The 18,832-nt window shown below is 58.8% G+C and carries 18 protein-coding genes and 1 tRNA gene; 10 read left to right on the top strand and 9 right to left on the bottom strand.

Annotation, left to right across the window (positions count from 1 at the left end; translation table 11 throughout):
* Window positions 1-207 precede the first annotated feature (207 nt).
* The 3 genes from HNQ81_RS01045 to HNQ81_RS01035 form a co-directional block, all read right to left on the bottom strand.
* Entirely contained in the window at window positions 208-423 is a 216-nt protein-coding gene (locus HNQ81_RS01045; RefSeq protein WP_183347410.1) for a hypothetical protein, read from the bottom strand.
* Window positions 420-740, bottom strand: coding sequence for a divalent-cation tolerance protein CutA (gene cutA, locus HNQ81_RS01040; RefSeq protein WP_183347408.1), 321 nt, complete (start codon window positions 738-740; stop codon window positions 420-422). The genes HNQ81_RS01045 and cutA overlap by 4 nt, the downstream gene beginning before the upstream one ends.
* 66 nt (window positions 741-806) lie before the next feature.
* Window positions 807-1,631, bottom strand: coding sequence for an NYN domain-containing protein (locus HNQ81_RS01035; protein WP_183347406.1), 825 nt, complete (start codon window positions 1,629-1,631; stop codon window positions 807-809).
* A gap of 264 nt (window positions 1,632-1,895) precedes the next feature.
* Here HNQ81_RS01035 and HNQ81_RS01030 point away from each other — a divergent pair, with 264 nt between their 5' ends.
* The 3 genes from HNQ81_RS01030 (at window position 1,896) to HNQ81_RS01020 (ending at window position 4,242) form a co-directional block, all read left to right on the top strand.
* A complete protein-coding gene (locus HNQ81_RS01030) occupies window positions 1,896-2,693 on the top strand; it encodes a type III pantothenate kinase (RefSeq protein WP_183347404.1) in 798 nt (265 codons plus the stop codon).
* Window positions 2,690-3,613 (top strand): S66 peptidase family protein, encoded by a 924-nt coding sequence (locus HNQ81_RS01025; protein ID WP_183347402.1) that lies wholly within the window; start codon window positions 2,690-2,692, stop codon window positions 3,611-3,613. Before HNQ81_RS01030 ends, HNQ81_RS01025 begins: the two co-directional genes overlap by 4 nt.
* A gap of 161 nt (window positions 3,614-3,774) precedes the next feature.
* A complete protein-coding gene (locus HNQ81_RS01020) occupies window positions 3,775-4,242 on the top strand; it encodes an SH3 domain-containing protein (RefSeq protein WP_183347400.1) in 468 nt (155 codons plus the stop codon).
* Here the strand turns inward: HNQ81_RS01020 and HNQ81_RS01015 are convergent.
* On the bottom strand, window positions 4,221-7,229 hold the full coding sequence (locus tag HNQ81_RS01015) for a DEAD/DEAH box helicase (protein ID WP_183347397.1): 3,009 nt from the start codon (window positions 7,227-7,229) through the stop codon (window positions 4,221-4,223). The two genes, HNQ81_RS01020 and HNQ81_RS01015, sit on opposite strands and share 22 nt — an antisense overlap.
* 173 nt (window positions 7,230-7,402) lie before the next feature.
* Here HNQ81_RS01015 and HNQ81_RS01010 point away from each other — a divergent pair, with 173 nt between their 5' ends.
* The 5 genes from HNQ81_RS01010 to HNQ81_RS00990 all read left to right on the top strand — a co-directional run bounded on the left by HNQ81_RS01010 (window position 7,403) and on the right by HNQ81_RS00990 (window position 11,569).
* Entirely contained in the window at window positions 7,403-9,109 is a 1,707-nt protein-coding gene (locus HNQ81_RS01010) for a prephenate dehydratase domain-containing protein (RefSeq protein WP_183347395.1), read from the top strand.
* Between the two features lie 123 nt (window positions 9,110-9,232).
* Window positions 9,233-9,886 carry a zinc ribbon domain-containing protein gene (locus HNQ81_RS01005; protein WP_183347393.1) on the top strand — a complete coding sequence of 218 codons (654 nt, stop codon included), beginning with the start codon at window positions 9,233-9,235 and terminating at the stop codon, window positions 9,884-9,886.
* A 66-nt stretch (window positions 9,887-9,952) separates the two neighbouring features.
* Window positions 9,953-10,029, top strand: a tRNA-His gene (locus tag HNQ81_RS01000).
* Window positions 10,030-10,226: 197 nt separating this feature from the next.
* Window positions 10,227-11,069, top strand: a complete 843-nt coding sequence (locus HNQ81_RS00995) for an alpha/beta hydrolase (protein ID WP_183347390.1) — start codon at window positions 10,227-10,229, stop codon at window positions 11,067-11,069.
* Window positions 11,069-11,569, top strand: coding sequence for a deoxycytidylate deaminase (locus HNQ81_RS00990; protein WP_183347388.1), 501 nt, complete (start codon window positions 11,069-11,071; stop codon window positions 11,567-11,569). Before HNQ81_RS00995 ends, HNQ81_RS00990 begins: the two co-directional genes overlap by 1 nt.
* 2 nt (window positions 11,570-11,571) lie before the next feature.
* Here HNQ81_RS00990 and HNQ81_RS00985 read toward each other — a convergent pair whose 3' ends face one another.
* The 5 genes from HNQ81_RS00985 to HNQ81_RS00965 all read right to left on the bottom strand — a co-directional run bounded on the left by HNQ81_RS00985 (window position 11,572) and on the right by HNQ81_RS00965 (window position 17,525).
* On the bottom strand, window positions 11,572-11,931 hold the full coding sequence (locus HNQ81_RS00985; RefSeq protein WP_183347386.1) for a hypothetical protein: 360 nt from the start codon (window positions 11,929-11,931) through the stop codon (window positions 11,572-11,574).
* A gap of 4 nt (window positions 11,932-11,935) precedes the next feature.
* Window positions 11,936-13,651: a hypothetical protein gene (locus HNQ81_RS00980; protein ID WP_183347384.1), complete on the bottom strand. Its 1,716-nt coding sequence runs from the start codon at window positions 13,649-13,651 to the stop codon at window positions 11,936-11,938.
* 157 nt (window positions 13,652-13,808) lie between these two features.
* Complete coding sequence (locus HNQ81_RS00975) at window positions 13,809-15,341, bottom strand: YifB family Mg chelatase-like AAA ATPase (protein WP_183347382.1); 1,533 nt, start codon at window positions 15,339-15,341, stop codon at window positions 13,809-13,811.
* A gap of 2 nt (window positions 15,342-15,343) precedes the next feature.
* Window positions 15,344-16,156 carry a tRNA1(Val) (adenine(37)-N6)-methyltransferase gene (locus HNQ81_RS00970; protein ID WP_183347380.1) on the bottom strand — a complete coding sequence of 271 codons (813 nt, stop codon included), beginning with the start codon at window positions 16,154-16,156 and terminating at the stop codon, window positions 15,344-15,346.
* Complete coding sequence (locus tag HNQ81_RS00965; protein ID WP_183347378.1) at window positions 16,149-17,525, bottom strand: DUF1015 domain-containing protein; 1,377 nt, start codon at window positions 17,523-17,525, stop codon at window positions 16,149-16,151. The genes HNQ81_RS00970 and HNQ81_RS00965 overlap by 8 nt, the downstream gene beginning before the upstream one ends.
* Window positions 17,526-17,729: 204 nt before the next feature.
* Here HNQ81_RS00965 and queD point away from each other — a divergent pair, with 204 nt between their 5' ends.
* Window positions 17,730-18,101, top strand: coding sequence for a 6-carboxytetrahydropterin synthase QueD (queD, locus tag HNQ81_RS00960; protein ID WP_183347376.1), 372 nt, complete (start codon window positions 17,730-17,732; stop codon window positions 18,099-18,101).
* 13 nt (window positions 18,102-18,114) lie between these two features.
* Complete coding sequence (locus HNQ81_RS00955) at window positions 18,115-18,768, top strand: radical SAM protein (protein WP_205240134.1); 654 nt, start codon at window positions 18,115-18,117, stop codon at window positions 18,766-18,768.
* Window positions 18,769-18,832 lie beyond the last annotated feature (64 nt).

Raw genomic sequence — 18,832 nt, 5'->3', positions numbered from 1 at the left:
GGCGCAGGGCTTGGTTGAGATGTGGAAGCCATACTATTTCATTTCAACCGGTTTGGCAACCGCGATAAATCCGCTCTATCCGGCGGGTCCGGTTCCAGGCTTTCAGCTCGATTTCAGCGGCATCGACTGCTATGAATGGCCCAATCCGGGGCGAGATCGTTTGTCAACGACAGGGACCGGCGAGGGGTGTTGCGAGGTCGTTACGGATCAGGTCATCCGGATGCGCTCGCAGTCGGGACAGATCCAGGTGGGACCGTTGCTGATCCCCCATTTGTTCTCCTGAAAGCATGCGTCGCAGATCTGAAAACCGCAGGGACAGCTCCAACAGAACGGTTTTTTTTCCTTGCAGCAATGGCACCGGTATTCGCCGAGCTTGCGTTTGCGGTAGCCGGCCGGGCGTGGGCCTTGAGGCTTGTCGGTCATCGCCGCAGTTCCTCCTCCAGCCAGGCCAGATAGGCGGCACTGCCGGCAACAAAGGCGGTGGCGACGATCTCCGGCGTCTCGTAAGGGTGTTCAGTGCGAATCAGGGCCTCGATCTCCGGATACAGGTCCCGGGTGCTTTTCAGCCCAAGCTCGTACTCCTTCGTCTCGCTGATCTGTCCCTGCCACCAGTACATACTTTTGCCGACAACTGAAATCCGGGCACAGGCGACCAGTCGCTGTTCCAAGAGCATCCTGGCGAGCCTCTCGGCGTCAGGTTCGTTTTCGAAGGTTGTCGTGATCAGGATCGGGGTCGCCATTGTATTATAAACATTTGATTTGATGTAAGTAGCACACGGCATCAGCGTGACCGCCGGAATCCCGTATCATTTGGCCCGGAGGTACAGAACCTTCTGGGTGGCGCCGCTGACCTTCCGCTCTTCCGTCTCAAACAGATCGCTTCTGGCCTTGACCAGGTCGGAGAGCTTTTTGTATCCGTAGAGCCGGGAATCGAAGTCAGGCTGGAGTTTGGTGAGATAGCTGCCGAAGGTGCCGAGCTGGGCCCAGCCGGCATCGTCGGTTGACTGCTCCAGCGCCGCCAGGACAAAATCCCTCGGGAATTCACTTGTCGGACCGGCCCCATCACTCGTGGGCTCGCTGGGGGCGGCCGCTTTGGCGGTCGTTCCTGACTTTTTATCGTGGTCGGCAGGGTGTTGCTTTTCGCCATGGACCGCCGCATCACGGCGGAGCACCTCGGTAAAGACGAATTTGTGGCAGGCGTTGCGGAATGCTTCCGGGGTTTTCTTCTCCCCGAATCCAAGCACCGTAAGACCCTCTTCGCGCAGGCGCATCGCCAGGCCGGTAAAGTCACTGTCACTGGTGATCAGGCAGAAGCCATCAAATTTCCGGGTATAGAGGAGATCCATCGCATCGATGATCAGCGTGCTGTCGGTGGCGTTTTTGCCGGTCGTGTAGGCAAACTGCTGCACCGGTTTGATGGCGTAGCGCTGCAGCACTTTTTTCCAGGAAGCGCTCGTCGGGGCGGTGAAGTCGCCGTAGATCCGTTTGACGGTCGCCTCCCCATAACGGGCGATCTCGGCGAGGAGGTTTTCAATGACCGCGGCCTGGGCGTTGTCGGCATCGATCAGCACCGCCAGTCGCAGGGTCGGCTCCTCTGACTCAATTTTGGCGACCAGCCTCGGCACTGTCATGATGACTCCCTCCTTCTGATATGATGCCGCTTTCCGGATTTGTCACGAAAACCGTGACATGCCGACATATTATAATATCCTTGGGGCATTGACAATCAAATACGGTGCGGTTTTCTCCCGCCGACGATGTGCCGCAGTAGAGGGGTGGTGAAGACTTTTTCGCTCCACCAATCGCTGTATCTTTTCTTTTTCACCGCCTTGGTCTATTGTGGCGAAACGGAATGATCGCATGAACCATCCTCAATCCATCAGCACAGGAATCCCATGCTCTTTGTAATCGATATCGGCAACTCACATACGGTGGCCGGTCTGTACGAAGATGATCGGCTCGTCGGTCAATGGCGGCTCAAATCGGACCGGAACAACACCGCCGACGAACTGGCGATCAGCTACAGCACGCTCTTTGCCATGGCCGGCATCGATGCCCGCCGTATCACCGACATCGTCATCGCCAGCGTCGTCCCCAAACTCGAAACCGCCTGGGTCAATTGCTGTCGTGAACATCTGGCGGCAAACCTTCGTCAGTCGCCGTTGATCATTTCAGCGGCAACGGTTGGCGGTCTGATCACCATCCGGACCGACAACCCCGGTGAAGTCGGGGCCGACCGGCTCGTCAACGGCATCGCCGCCTGGGACCATTACCGCAGCGACCTGATCGTCATCGACTTCGGCACGGCCATCACCTTTGACTGTGTCACCGCCCGCTGTGAATACATCGGCGGCATCATCTTCCCGGGGATCGGCATCTCGCTCGAAGCGTTGGCCACCAGGACCGCCAAACTGCCGCACATCGACGTGGCGGCGAGATCGGAGAAACTCATCGGCACCACGACCGTCGAGGCGATGCGGAGCGGCATTCTCTTCGGCTATGGGGCGATGATCGACGGCCTGGTCAAAGGGATCGGCCGGGAAATGGCCGGGGAGGGAAACACGGTCGAGGTGATCGCCACCGGCGGCATGGCCGAGCTCATCTCACCCTACGCCGAATTGATCACCCATATCGAGCCCAATCTCACCCTGGAAGGACTACGCATCATCTATGAAAAGATAAGAAACCGATGAGGGCCCGGATCATCCCACCCGCTCTGCACAAGGGCGATGTGATTCAGGTCGTCGCCCCCGCCGGTCGACCTTCGGCAGTCGAGCCGTTCCGGTCAGGACTCGCCGTCCTCGAGCAGATGGGTTTCGTGGTCCGTTATCCCGAGCGGCTGTGGCCCGGCAGCGGATTCCTCGCCGACAGTGATACCGCCCGGGCGGAGGAACTGAACCGGGCCTTTGCCGATGATCGATCCGCCGCCATCATGACCGTGCGCGGAGGTTACGGCAGCCTGCGAATCCTGGGCGGTATCGATCTCGACCTGGTGCGGGCCCATCCGAAGATCATCGTCGGCTTTTCCGATATCACGGTCATCCACAACCATCTCCTGGCTTCGCTCGGCCTGGTCGGTCTGCACGGCCCGGTCCTGACCTCCCTCGCCGCCTCGACCCCGGACTCCGTGATGCGCCTCTATCGCTGCCTGACCGGTTCATGGCGCAATGCCTTCGCCCTTCCCGGTATCGAAATCCTCCGGGGAGGGGCGAAGGTCGAGGGAATCCTGGCCGGCGGCAATCTCACCAGTCTGGCGTCCCTTCTCGGTACCCCGTACGACTTTTCCTGGCAGGGGCTGGTCGTTGTCCTCGAGGATGTCAATGAACCCCCGTACCGTCTTGACCGGATGCTGACCCAACTCGCCATCGCCGGCAAATTCAATCAAGCGGCGGCGATCCTTCTCGGCGATTTTTCCCTTGCCGACGCCAGGCTGTACGATACCGGCCCGGTCGATCAGGAATGGCTATGGCAAAGGGTCCTCGATCTGACCGCGGCATCGGGGATACCCGTCTGGGCCGGTCTGCCGGCAGGACACGGACCCGAAAACCTGACCCTGCCGATCGGCGCCGACGTTGTCGTCAACAGCAATCGCAGGAGCCTCTTCTTTTGTTAAATTTTCTTGTCGTATCGGGTAATAGGGATGGGAAAGCGATGGATTTTGGGGTGCGAAGCCTTTGACTTCAACCGCCAATAGTGCTATAGATGAGAGTCGAAACCGTTGAGAAGACACCACGCTCCACCTCTCTCTTATCAATTCAACCATAAAATATTGCTATGACTTTTATACAAAACCTGAAAAAATTTTCTCGTACGATCATCGTTGCCGGTTCCCTCTGCACCATGCTTGCAGCTCCGGCCATCGCCGCCGAATATGTCAGTGTTGTCAAAGATGGGGTCAATGTCAGGACGGCTCCGACCACCGATTCTCCGATCCTGATGGAACTGTTCCAGGGCTACCCGCTGCAGGTGCAGGGAAAGGAAGGTGTCTGGCTGAAGGTAACCGACTATGAGAATGATACCGGATTCATTCATTCGTCCCTGGTGAAAAAGGGCGATACGGTCATCGTCAATGCCAAGAAAAGTGCCAATATGCGCTCCGAACCGAACACCACGGCCCCGATAGTCGCCGATGTCGAACGGGGGGTCGTGCTGACCAAACTGTCGGCCGAGGGCCAATGGGTCAAGGTCAAACACAGCGGCGGCACCGTCGGCTGGATCTTTCAGCCGCTGATCTGGCCCTGATCGCCTTTGGCGCTTTCCGCACCGATAATCTTTTCCAGAGCAAGCGGCAACCGGACGGTCTTTGCCGCCTTGTTCTGGAAAAGCAGATAGCCCTTCTCCAGGGCGAAGTGCAACAGATCCCGCGTAATCTCCACATCTTTTCTGCAGTACTGCGCGATCAGATCGATCCTGCCCTCCCGGTACCATTTGAGCGCTTGCAGACCGTCGGCACTCTTCTTTTCTCCCAGGGTATGTTCGGCCAGCCGGTCGAGGCTGAGACGATATCCGAGATGGTTGGAGACTTCCTCCAGCAGGTCGAGGGTCGGCAGACGGCTGAAGTCCCGGGGGCTATACCCGTTCAGGACGCGGTAATCGAACCGGCGCGAGTTGAAGCCGACCACCAGGTCGAGAGCAAACAGATGCTCGACCAGGCCGTCAATCTCATGTTCGAGATAGGTGACGCACTCGCCGAGCACTGAATCCCAGACCACCGCCACCGAGATCCCCATCCGCTCACACCTGTTCCAGCCGCCGACCTCCGCCGCCGACCGGATCGTTTCAAGGTCGAACACGCCGTAATGGCGCGGCAACGCCCCGATCCCCAAGCGCTCCCCGGAAGAACGGCCGACTGCGCCGACGTTTTCTGCTGCCACAGGCTCGTCCCCTGCCCTTGCTTCCGGTGCTGCCAGGCTCTTGACCGATGCCTGCAACTGGTTCCCGGCGAGGATCATTTCAAGGAGGGCGCGACAGGCCCCCTTGTCGATCGGCCGGTTGCCGGAACCGCATTTCGGGGAATGAACGCAGGAAGGGCAGCCGTTGTCGCAGGAGCAAAGCCTGATCGTCCGCTCGGTCTGGGTCAGCAGTTCATCGATGTTGCGATAGGCCTCCGCCGCCAGGCCAATACCGCCATCGTGGCCGTCGTAGATGAAAACGGCCGCCCACGGGGTCTGGGGATGGCGGGGGCAGGAGATCCCGCCGATATCGTTGCGGTCGCACAGGACCAGGAGGGGAAAGAGCGAGATCATCGCGTGTTCGAGGGCGTGGATTGCGCCCATGAAGTGGAGTTGCCGGGTCTCCAGCCGGCGCTGGAGGTCCTCTGCTATCTCCAGCCACAGCCCTTCCGTTTCGATGATCTGCTCCGGCAGGTCCAGGGGCATGGTGGCGATGACTCGGCGCGTGGCGTTATTCAGCCGCTGGTAACCGGTGACCTTTTCGGTGACCTTAAGCCGGCCGAACGACACCCGGCAGCCGAAGGCGGTTTTTTGGTCCAGGACCTGGAGAATCTCCGTCTCCTTGCCGGAGATGGGGCGGGTATAGTACGGCGGGGTCTGGCGCCGGCAGGTGACCTCCCGGGCCACCAGGTCGAGATCTTCGACCAGCCAGGAGGTGGCCCGGTGGATATACACCGCCCCGGGGTGGCACTCCTTCAGCGCCCTGCCGCTGTCGACCTCGCCGAAGATCTCGCCGCTGTCGCAGTTTATCAGGGCCAGCTGCAGCCCGCCGCCCCGCAGGTTGACGTGCCGTTGCGGATACTTGCGGCTGGCATGCCAGAACCGGCCGTCGGCGTCCTGGAGCAGAGTCGCCGAGCGAACCAGGGCATCGACGGCGGCGGTCACATCCGGGTTTTGCAGCAGCGGTTCCGCCGCCGCCAGCGGCAGTTCGGCGGCGGCGCAATGGAGATGGCGGTGGAGGATGGACTCGTTGAGTGGATTGACGACCGCCGACTCCGGCGCCCGGCTGAAGAAATCTTCGGGTTGGCGCATGAAGTGCTGATCGAGGGCATCTTCCTGAGCGATCATGATGATCGCCGAGGTCCGCTGCTGCCGGCCGACCCGGCCGCCGCGCTGCCACGAGGCCATGATCGAGCCGGGGTAGCCGACGAGGATGCAGAGATCGAGATCGCCGATGTCGATACCCAGTTCCAGGGCCGAGGTCGAGACCACTCCGAGCAGGCTGCCGCAGTTGAGCCGCTGTTCGATCTCCCGCCGCTCTTCCGGCAGAAAACCGGCCCGATAGGAACTGAGCTTGCCCTGCAGCGGACCGAGACGGGGGGCGGTCCAGAGATGGATCAGTTCGGTCATCCGCCGCGATTTGGTGTAGACGATGGTGCGCAGCCCCCGTTTGAGCGCCGCCTCAAGGAGCTGGCTGGCGATCGTCGCCGCATTGTCCCAGGGGTTGAGGAAGAGAAAGTGTTTTTCCGCCTGGGGCGCCCCGGAGACGGAGACGGCCTCGACCTCGGCGTCGATCAGTTGCCGGGCGAATGCTCCGGCATTGCCGATCGTGGCGGAGAGCAGGACGAATCGGGGGGCAGCGCCGTAATTTTCGGCGATCCGCTTCAGCCGCCGAATGACCCAGGCCATGTGCGATCCGAACACCCCGCGGTAGGTATGGATCTCGTCGATCACGACATACCTCAGCCCCTTGAACAGGGTCGACCAGTTGCCGTGATAGGGCAGGATCGACAGGTGCAGCATATCGGGATTGGTCATCAGGATCGGCGGCAGGTGGTCCCTGATCCGTCGCCGTTGATAGCTGCTGCTGTCGCCGTCGTAGATCGCCGCAATCTCTCCGCCGCTGTCCGCCGGCCCAACTCGCAACTGCCCTGCCAGATCCTCGACAACCCGCAACTGGTCCTGGGCCAGGGCTTTGAGCGGATAGAGATAAAGGGCGTGGTCGCCGGAGCCTGCGCCTATGCCGTCGAGGACCGGAAGATTGAAGATCATGCTCTTGCCGGAGGCGGTGGGCGTGGCGACAACGACATGGTTGCCGGCCAGGAGGTGGCCGATCGCTTCGGCCTGGTGGGTGTAGAGACGATCTATGCCCCTGGTGCGCAATAGTTCGAGCGTTGCCGGGCTCAGTGCCGGATCAGCGGCGGCAAGACGTTGCGCCGTGGCGGGAAAGACACGATGGCATACGACCTGAGGGCCGAATTTCCTCGAACTCTCCAGGGCGGCGAGATATTCAACGATACTGCCCGTTCCTGCGACAGGATCATGGGATGCAGACATGATCTCCGATTTAATTTCTTGCTTTCACACAAAAAAATGTATAATAAAAACCTTTGTTGCCCTTTTGGCGCCGGCACTTGCGAGATCTTCTCCGCAGCCGGCGAAATTGATTGCAGACATGCAGTCGATACACAGATAGTACCGGTTTTTCCCCGGGACAGCCGCAGAAAAAAATGATCAGCATCGCCACCCAGGGGCCCGCCGGTTCCGACAGTTGCCAGGCCGCACGACAGTATGCTCCCGATGCCCGCCTCCTTCTGTTCAACCGGATCGCCGACATCCTTGAAGCCTTCCTCAGCGGCCAGGCCGACCAGGCCCTGGTCCCGGTCTACAATACCCGCGAAGGAGAGATCAAGGAGTCCTTCAGGCTCGTTTCACAATTGGAACAGGGGTACTGGATCGACAACGTCGTCCTGCCGATTCATCTCTCGCTGGGAGCGGTTTCCGGCGGCGGTCTCGATCTGTCGACGATAAAGACCATCGTCGGCAGGAGTTCGGTGTTGCGGCAGTGTGACGAATACCTTGACCGCCATTTTCCCCTGGCCACCATGATGGCGGTGCAGGATATCGAAGCCGCGCTGGCCGATATCCGGAGCAGCAACCGGACCAGCCATGCGGTCATAGAATCTGAAGAACTGCTGAAGAAGCACGGCATTCCGTTGATCGCCAGGGAGGTCGTACCCCATAACCGTACCCGGTTCGCCGTCCTGGGCAAGGATCTCGCCAAGTCCTCCGGATACGATGCGACGGCGATCATCACCAGGCCGCTGCGTGACCGGGTCGGGATGCTCGCCGATATCCTCGGCGAATTCACCCGCCGGGGGATCAACATCCTCGATCTGCAGACCGAAAACGATATCAAGACCCAGAAGCTCAGGATCTATATCGAGGCGGAGGGGCACATCGACGACACCCTGCTGCGCGAGGCCCTGACCCGACTGGAAAAGCGCGTCATCCAGGAGGACAATGCGATCAAGCTGCTTGGCTCTTTCCCCCGGGTCGACATGCGGGTCAAGCAGATCAAGGCCTTCGGTTTCATCGGCTCCGGCGCGATGAGCCGGTGGTTTGCCAGTCGCCTTGAAAACGAGGGCTACACGACCTACCTGACCGGGAGAACCTCAGCCCTTCGCCCCGAGGCGATGATCGAGATGGTCGATGTGGTGGTGATCTGCGTCCCGATCTCGGTCACCGCCGATACCATCAGGCAATACGGCCGGCACCTGCATGACGGCCAGGCCCTGATCCTGCTTGCCGGGGAATCGGAAAACACCATCAACACCGCCTTTGCCGCCACCAGCCCGGGCGTCGAGCTGATGCTGGTCCACAACCTCTGGGGCCCCCAGGCTCTGACCATGAAAGACAAGAACGCCTCCGTTGTACGGACTGCCAGAAGCGGAGCCTTCTGCAGCGAGTTCGAGGCGTTTCTCTATAAGCATGGGGCCGATATCTTTCATGACAGTCCGTCCAAACATGACCTGCTGATGGGGGTGGGGCAGAAACTGCCGACGACGATCTCGGTGGCTCTGGCGATGACCCTCACCCGGCACGAGATCGACTGCCTCGACATCAGCAGTCATTCGACCCTGACCTCGCTCTACGGCATCCTGGCGATGGCCAGGGTCCACAACCAGAATCCCAGGACCTATGCCGAGATCATGGCGACCTCCGGCGACGGCCGCAAGATCGTGCGCAGTTTCGCCGAGAATCTTCTTCACCTGATCGACCTCGCCGAATCAGGTGATATCGATCAGCTGTGTCGGATTATGGAGGCCAACAGGAATTTCATGCCGCCGGCCTTCCTCCAGAAGCGGATGAAACAGGCCAAGGCGGTCGACGAAATGCTCTCCCTCTCCGCTCTCAAGGGAGATTGGGACAGTTGAGGTCATGGCAACCGGTACATCTTTACCTTCTTTCCCATCAGGTGTATTGTTAGCTGCAGAAACAACGTCATCCCCTGGCGGTACGCCAGAGGCAATTAATGTGCAGTAAGGAGCTGTGAATATATGCATCCACAAGTAGAGAAATTCATCGAAGAGGAACATACCTGTCCGCACTGTTCGCAGCGGATGTCCTGTTGCGAATCGCCACCGATCCATGTCGGCGATGGACTTGGCTGGGGGTCGGAAATCCTCTTCATCTGTCTCAATGACGAGTGCCCGCTGTTTTTGAACGGCTGGGCGCAGATTGAAAACCAGTACGGCCATCATGCCTCGTATCGCTACATGGAACTGCCGGGCAGCAAGGAACGCAATGTCATGATGGTCGGCAATGTCGACGCGTTCAAGGCCGCGGTCATCAATCCGGAGGTTTTGAGAAGCCAGAACCTCCGTTACCAGAAGGAAAAAGAGGCCGTCCAGGCGCTCGACACCTGCGTTGCCGACAAGAATCTGGAACCGGTCATGGTGCTGCTGCTCGACGAGGCGGCCGACCGGGCGAATCGCACCCGGGCTCTGGAATTCATGGTCAAGCTCAACGACCTTCAGTGTATCGACCCGCTCCGCAACCATGCGTTCCGGGACATCGCCTTCGAAAACGAGTGCAATCTCGCAATAAACAGTATTCTCAAGGCGAACTTCAAAAAGGAATGCCCTTCCTGCTTCGAGATCGTCAAGGCCCAGGCGGTAAAATGCATGCACTGCGGTGAGATCCTGAAATAACTTTGCGCTTGCAAAACCGGAGGCGAGTGGGTATAAGGAGGGCGTTTTTTCAAGGTGATACAGGTGGTGGACGTAGCTCAGTCGGTTAGAGCACCTGGTTGTGGCCCAGGAGGCCGTGGGTTCGAGTCCCATTGTCCACCCCATTCATTTCGAGGTTGCAGGCGTAGGTCTGCAACCTTTTTTATTGTCTGCCAGGTCCCCCGTGCCGGCGGGTCCATTCCGCTGCAGTCTTCCCAGTGCCTTGTCCGGCTGCGTTCCCGGTGCTGGCGTTTTTCATCGACATCAATTACACTGCCCGTCTCGATCACCAACACCAACAACCGGTACGACAGCGATCACCATGACAGAACACAGCCTTCTCGACCGTCCCGAATACCTCGCCCATATATTTTCTCCGATGCCGGCCGCCAGGTCCCCCCTGCCGGAAAACGCCGAGGACGTGTTCATCACGATGACCGATGGAGTCCGGCTCGGTTGCCGGTTGTATGCGGTTGAACCGGACAGTCCGACCATTCTCTATTTTCACGGCAACGGTGAGGCGGTCAGCGATTATGACGAGATAGCCGACGACTATCGCCGCCAGGGGCTCAACCTGTTCGTCGCCACCTACCGCGGCTATGGCTGGAGCGATGGGACTCCGACCGTGGCGGCGATGTTCGGCGATGCCCTCGCCATCAGCAGCTTTGTCACGGGATGGCTGGCGGAAAAGAAGTTCGGCGGCCCCCTCATTGTCATGGGAAGGTCGCTCGGTTCGGCCAGCGCCATCGAAATCGCCCTTCACCATGGGCAACACTACAAGGGGATGATCCTCGAAAGTGGTTTCGCCGACACCCTGCCCCTCGCCGCGGCGCTGGGGATCGGCCTTGACGGACTCGACGTGCGGGAAGAAGATTGTTTCAACAACGGTGGCAAGATCGCCGATATCAAACTGCCGACCCTGATCCTTCACGGGGCACAGGATCAACTGATTCCACCTTATCAGGCGGAAAAACTGCAGATGCAGAGCGGGGCGAAAAACAAGCAGTTTCTGCTGATCCCCGGCGCCGATCACAATTCCCTGATCGCCATGGCCGGCGTCCAGTATTTTCAATGCATCAGGAAGTTTATCGACGAGATCTGCGGCCTCAACACCTGGAGAAAGCGGCGCAGGCAATTCAAGGAAAACCAAAACAATCGAGACTGATGAAGCGGCAAAACTATCTTTCCTGGGATGAGTATTTCATGGCTGTGGCCCTTCTCTCGGCCCAGCGCAGCAAGGACCCCAACACCCAGGTCGGGGCCTGCGTCGCCAACGACCAGAACAAGATCGTCGGGGTCGGCTACAACGGTTTCCCCTGGGGCTGTTCGGACGATGAACTTCCCTGGGACCGCGAAGGGGCCTATCTCGACACCAAGTATCCCTATGTCTGTCACGCCGAGTTGAATGCGGTCCTGAACGCAATCACCACCGACCTGCGCCGCTGTCGGATCTATGTCGGCCTTTTTCCCTGCAATGAATGCACGAAGGTCATCATCCAGTCGGGGATTTCGGAGATCATCTACCTCTCCGACAAGTACCGGGAGACCGATCAGGTCAAAGCCGCCAGGATCATGCTCGACAAATCACCGAATATCACCTATCGGCAGATGCAGACTTCGCTGGAATTTCTTACTGTTCATTTCGTCCCGCCCGGGGAAAAATAACCCTATTTTATCCGCTTCAGACCTCCGGGCCGCGGCACCGTTATCGATGCGACCGGCTTGAGCTGCGGTCCGCCCATATTGACGGCTTTGACGAAGCGCTCCTTGCCGTCCATGGTGAAGATTTCCATGCCGCTCATCTGCGGCGTCCGCAGGGTCCAGGTCATTTTCTGGATCGGGATCGACAGTACCGAAAAATAAAGATGCCACCATTCGTCCTTGCGGCTCGAATCCCTCTCGATATCGGTCACCACGGCGAAAACGACGAATTGCGGATCTTTTGCGGCAATAAGAACGATATCGCCGATATCGGTCGTATCTTTGAAATCCACCAGTTTTTTCAATTCGTTGACGATTTTTTCCATAATTTCACCGCCCCGCTGCTGCGAGCTGGTCCGGTCTGACTTCAATCGTTGATTCCACCGTGACCCTGTCCTCGGCAAAGAAGGTTCTGGTCGCAACCGACGAGATCGTGGTCATACCGTTGAGCAGCGGTTTGATGACCTCTTCGATCGCCACCTGCGATCGCAGCGCCAGATTGCGGTCCTGAAGCGCCAGTATCGCCCCGGTCCAGGTCGCCAGTTCGATAACCCCATCGGCGATATCGGCGACCTTGATGAAAAACACCGAATTGCTGCCATGCTCCAGATCCATGCCGAGGGCGGCATACTTCTCGCTCTGCCTGAATCCGCTGTGGTCTTCGGCGGCATCAATAATCTGTTCTAACATCTTCCGGCTGTTGCCGACCAGGAGATAGTGGTCGTAAAAACCGTAGAGGGCCTCGATATCGCCGGGAAGGCCCGGATTGTAGGACCTGTAGCCAATGTTCCGGTACTGCTGGTCCTCCATCCGGATACCGAGACCGGTCACTCCCTGTTCGAGAACCTTCTCCAGTGACACCCTGTCCTTCACCTTGAACATGAGCGTGATCCGCGGCAGCGGAATGAGGCCATTGACGCTGCCCTTCTGGATCTGCAGACTGATCCCCGGTTCGAACAGGGTGAGGACCTGTTCGATATCGCTGCCGGTCAATTCTCTGAATTTACGGGTGAACGGCTCGGTTGAGACCGCCTCTTCACCGCCCTCCCTGTTGATACTCTCCCAGATGGCGTCGAGGGCAAGGGCATTCGTCCAGGTATAGATCTGAACATCGGGAGAGACAAAGGCGAGGGAATCATTGTCCTCAGATGGCACTGCCAGAACCCTGCCGAGCAGTGGATCGAGTCTGTTCCGATCGATCAGGGTGATCGTCCGGTCCTTGAATCCCGAGCCCTCGTGCCAGATTCCATAGATGCTGTAGCGCAGTCCCGCGAGTTTTGCAGCGGTCTGCTGCTCCCCTAGTGTTGCCGCCATTGCGGCGCCCAGTTTTTCCGGAGCGGAAAAGGCAAAAAAATCTACCATCGGCAATTGCTGTTTCAGTTCGGCAAACTCCTCCAGCGCCGCCAGGGACCCCTGTGAGGTTCTCTGAAGATCGAGGGCGGTCTCAATGGTCTTTTGGTTCAGGCTGAAGACGAACAGCCCGTCGGACACCGCCGCGAAAAAGGTCGTTCCATCGAGGTCGAACTGGATGATCTCGATGTCGCCATGGGATATCACACTCTGTTTGATCTTGCCGGTAAAGGCGCGGGACAGCACTTCCAGCAGTTCGGCCTTGTGTTCGGGAATGGCGACCAGCAGCAGCTGAACAGGAGGAACCTGTCTGGCGTCGGCCACGACGATTTCGCCCTCTCCGGGCAGGAGTGCCACAGACAACGATCTCCCGCACAGCTCTCTGAAGACCGGATCATTGCCGAGTTTGGCAACGGATTCGACCGCCTGTTCAATTGTCCGGGTCTGATCCGCATTCAATTCCAGGCCGGCCGCAATCTTCCCGATGTCCATCGCGGCCACGGTCTTGCCGAAATGCGAGGCCTTGATGGTATCGATCAGCCTGCCGACATCGTCCTGCTCGACATACAGCAGGGCCTTGTCAGAAACGAGTGCCGCGGGGTCGACTTGTTTCTCGAACCGCCCGCTGCCCCAGATGTACCAAAGGACAACGAGCAGCAGACAGCCGGTGAGGCCGACGAGATATTTGATTTTCATAGATGCATCCTTCGAACGGATATCTGGGCGGAAGTGGAGGTGGCGAACAACCATATTTATCATGAACGATTCAGAGCGGCAAGGAATTCCCCCTGCACCGGGGTCGATCGCAGGCTGGGAACCGGTTCCGGATTCAGTGGCACTGGGGAGAAAAAGATCAGGAGGCGGGCGGCTTTCGGTCGAAACGCCGATATTGGATAGCCTCGGCGATATTGGCGCTCGATATCTTCTCCGCGCCGTCCATGTCCGCTATCGTCCTGGCGATTTTGAGAATGCGGTGATAGGCCCGGGCCGAGAGGCCGAGCTTCTTTACTCCTCTTTCCAGCAGCGACAAACTGGGGGGATCGAGGCTGCAGTGGCGTTCGATCTCCTTCGGCCCCATCTGGCTGTTGAAATAGATCCGGTTGTGGGCCGTGAAGCGGCTTTTCTGGATCTCCCTGGCCCGGTCGACCCGTTCCTTGATGACGACCGATGGTTCCCCGGTTCGGGTCCCGCGCATATCCTCGATGGGGACGACCGGGACCTCGAGATGCATGTCGATCCTGTCGAGGAGCGGCCCGGAAATTCGACTTTCGTATCGTTGGATCTGGGCCGGGTTGCAGCTGCAGCTGTTACGGGTGTCGCCGAGAAAACCGCAGGGACAGGGATTCATCGCCACCACGAGCACAAAACGGGCCGGGAAGGTCAGGGTCATATTGGCCCGGGCAATGGTGACGGACTCGTCTTCGAGCGGCTGACGCAGGACTTCGAGCACATGCTTTTTGAATTCAGGCAGTTCGTCGAGAAAAAGAACCCCGTTATGGGCCATCGACACCTCGCCCGGACGCGGGGTGTTGCCGCCGCCGATCAGGCCGGCATCGGAGATGGTGTGGTGCGGGGCGCGGAACGGCCGGAAGACCTGGACGCCATGGTGCCGACCGGAAATGCTGTAGATCTTGGTTGTCTCGATGATCTCGTCGAAACTCATCGCCGGCAGAATCGTCGCCAGACGCCGCGCCAGCATGGTCTTGCCCGATCCCGGCGGCCCTTTCATAAGTATATTGTGGCCGCCGCAGGCAGCGATTTCCAGTGCCCTCTTGACATGGGCCTGACCTCGGACATCGGAGAAATCGACTTCACACTGCCGGGACTGGCGCAGGTCATCGAGGCGATAGGGCTCGAGCGGCGCAATCTCCGCCATTCCCAGCAGAAATTCCACGACCTCCGGCAGGTAGGCGGCGGGGTAAACCTTGATTCCGGCGGCGGCGATAGAGGCCTCGGCGGCATTCTCTGCGGGAATGATGATCGCCTTGATGCCGGCCTCGGCGGCGGCGAGGACCATCGGCAGCACCCCGTTGACCCTGCGGATCCGGCCATCCAGCGACAGCTCCCCCACCACACAGAACGATGACAGTTCGCGATTGTTGAATAGTCCGGCCGCGGCGAGGATACCGATGGCGATCGGCAGATCGAACCCGGTGCCCTCTTTCCTGATGTCGGCCGGGGCGAGGTTGACGGTGATTTTCTCCTGGGGGAAATCATATCCGCAGTTCTTGATCGCCGCCCGGACCCGCTCGCGGCTCTCCCGGACGGCCCCATCGGGAAGACCGACGGTGGAAAATATCGGCAGACCGTGGACCACATCGACCTCCACCTCGACCAGCATGCCATCGATGCCGAAGACCGTGCAACTCCTGATAAAGGAGAGCATTGCTATTTTTTCCCCGTCGCAGGCCTTGGGTTCAGGCCCGGATCGTTGTCACGGTCCTGATACAGTTGTCGCATTTCCTCGCTATAACCGCCATGTTTTTGCGTATAGATATACCATGGCGCCAGGATCCGTCCTCCCTTGCCGGCCCTTTTGACCGCCTGGATCAGAACCAGCCGCGCCGGCGCTTCCGGATCGGGATAACTGTAGACGCATTGCAGCCGTTTGATCTCAAGCTTACTCGTGGCAAGGGCGACCGTCAGTTCGGCCAGGCCCTCCGCCGGATAGATCAGCACCAGGCTGCCTCCGGTTTTCAGGGCGAACGCGGCGGCGCCGATAATCTGGTCGAGTCCACACAGGATCTGATGCCTGGCGGCGAGGGTTTCCTGGTTGACGCTTCTTCTCCCCGACCCGTGCCGGTAGAAAGGTGGGTTGCAGACCACCTGGGAGCAGGATTCCGGCGCAAGAATGGCGGTGATCTGCCGCAGGTCGCCTTCGACGACGCGGCATTTGTCCTGGAAGGCGTTTGCCTCAAAGTTGCGTCGGGCAAGGTCGGCCAGACGTGATTGGATTTCGAGGGCCGTCAACTCCTTGATCCGTTCGCCCCAACGATACATCATGATGAGGCCGATGATGCCGCAACCGGCGCCGAGATCGAGGATGGCGGCTCCCCGCGCCGGCGGAAGGAAATGGGCGACGAGCACGGCATCGACCGAGAACCGGTACCCCTGTCGGTGCTGGAGACATGACAGACGGCCGTCGAAGAGGCTGTCACGGGTGACGGCATCGGTTGCCAGCCGGCGTTCCTGCTCAATCAAGACGGTTGATCACCTCGTTGTCGACAAGCTGGTAAAAGAGCAGCCCGGTCATTATTTTTGGGTAGAAATACGTGGATTTATGCGGCATGATGTGATTGGCGTCGGCCACCTTCTTGACCTGTTCGACCCGGGTCGGATTCATCAGAAACAGCAGCGGCGTGATGTCATCATCTTCGGCACTGTCTTTGACGGCCGTATCGAGAGCTTCATCAGGATCACTGTAAAAGTGGATGAGATTCTCGTTTTCACATCGTTTGTGGTCAAGGCCAAAGTACTTCTTAACGATGAGTTCTGACAAAACGACGACATCGAGATCCTTCAGACACGGGTCGTCGATCTCGAATTGGTCATATCCCTGATCTTTCATCGTCATGACGAAACAGCGATCTTCTCCGGGATGGTACACGCCGAAACTCGTTGATGACTTTTCCTTCGTCCGCCGCTCTATCTCATCCATCCGCGACAGGGCCTCCTCGATCAGGCTCTCGCGGCTGCCGGCATGGATCTCCTGAAGATCAAATCCCGGCTGCAGCCGCGTGGTCAATTCGTCCACATTCAGCACGCCGGGCCAGTACAGCAGGCGGTGGGTCGGCAGCACCGAGAGTCCCGGGTCCTCCATCGGGCAGAGATACATCATGATATGGTTGGCCGGGTGGGTCTCCGGCAACTGCCCCTTCTGCTCGCGCAGGTAGCGGCGATACCCGAGGGCGGTGGCATAGCGATGATGACCGTCAGCGATATACAGCGATTGATCCCTGAAAAAAAGCTGAACCTGGCGGATGACCGTCGGATCGGTGACCCGGCGGATGCTGTGCACGCAGCCGTCTGCATCGGTGACCGATCCGGCGGGCTCCGAGTCGGCGCTTTCGAGCAGGGTGATGACCGTGTTGTCGCGGTCGGAGTAGAGCGAAAAGATCTGGCTGAACTGGGCGCTGCAGTGCTGGAGCAGCTGCAGCCGATCGGCAATGACCGTGTCGAAGGTATGTTCGTGAGGCTTGACGACTCCTTCCGAAAATTCGGCCAGGCCGACGAGGCACAGCAGGCCCCGCCGCACCAGGTTTTTCCCCGAATGCAGGGTGTACCTGGTTTCATAGAGGTAGAGGGCCTCCTCCTGGTCACGGATCAGGATTCCCTCCTCCCGCCACTGCTTGAAGAGGTCTGCCGCCGCCACATATCTGTTGCGCTCGGCAGCCCCGGTCCCGGGGGATTTGGTGATATCGAGACGAACCATGCTGTAGGGCGTTTTGGACAGGAACGCCTCGACCGATTGTTCTCTGATCACGTCATAGGGTGGAGTGACGATGTCGTCCAGCCTCCCGGCCTTGTCGGTGTTGAAACGGACCCCCTTCAACGGTGCAATAAAAGCCATGCTCTTTTACTCCTTTCCTGCTAGACTAAAGCGAATCAAATACCTATATTCTTTTTGAACTACGCAACACGGCTGCGATGCTTGAAAAGCAATCGGTGTGCCGCGTTCAATCTATGAAATAAAGCTCAATCATTCATCTGTCCATAACATTTTACCGGTCACCACCCCCTTCATAAATCTCTTTAGAATCCCCAGGAGTTCATAATGTTCGACATATTCGTCAAGACCCATTTTGCCGGAGCCCATCATCTGCGCGATTATCCCGGAGAATGCGAAAATCCGCACGGTCATAACTGGAAGGTCGAAGTTGCGGTCCGCGCCACCGAACTCGACGAGCTCGGCATGGGAATTGACTTCAAGATATTGAAAAATATCGTTAAAGTGGCAATCGATAAACTCGATCACCGGGATCTCAACAACATGGCGATCTTCAAGGACGTCAACCCCTCGTCCGAGAATATCGCCAAATTTCTGTTCAGCGAGCTCAAGGGACCGCTCACCCATGACCGCTACTCACTGTACAGCGTCACCGTCCTCGAAACGGATTCCTCGGGCCTGACCTACTATGGTCCGTGATGGACAGCTCCTGGTGTCGGAGCTGTTCTACTCGATCCAGGGAGAATCGACCTTCGCCGGGATGCCCTGTGTGTTCATCCGCCTTGCCGGCTGCAACCTGCGCTGCAGCTACTGTGACGCCGCCTACAGCTACGAGGAACCCGGACGCAAGGTGTCCATCGACAGTCTCCTTGACTTTGTTGATGAATACCCGGCCACCATGGTCGAACTGACCGGCGGCGAGCCTTTATTGCAGGCCGGCAGCCTGCAGTTGCTCGACAGGTTGGTGGCCAGGAACCGCACCGTTCTTCTGGAGACCAACGGTTCCCTGCCGATCGCCGATCTTCCCGCCGGTGTTCACGTCATCCTCGATGTCAAGTGTCCGGACAGCGGCATGGCCGCCTCCTGGCTCCCGGACAATCTGACCGCGATTCGCCGTCGGGCTGCCCAGAGACCGAATGGTACGGAGGTGAAGTTTGTTGTCAGCAGCCTGCTTGATTATCGGTTTGCGAGGGACTTTATACGCGAACATGATCTGTCGACCCATGCTCCCGTGCTTTTTTCCCCGGTTCGCAGCCGGATAACGCCGGCAGCCCTGGCCGCAGCCGTTCTTCAGGACCGCCTGCCCGTCCGGCTGCAGCTGCAGCTGCATACCCTCATCTGGCCCGAGCAGACACGAGGGGTTTGACTTTTTCTGAAGTGCCGGCTAGACCATTGAACATCATCTCGGTATTTTGCTGATTTTTTGCCGT

This window comes from Desulfoprunum benzoelyticum, assembly GCF_014201505.1.
Taxonomy (GTDB): domain Bacteria; phylum Desulfobacterota; class Desulfobulbia; order Desulfobulbales; family Desulfocapsaceae; genus Desulfoprunum; species Desulfoprunum benzoelyticum.
This window is presented reverse-complemented; position numbering and strand designations above follow the sequence as displayed.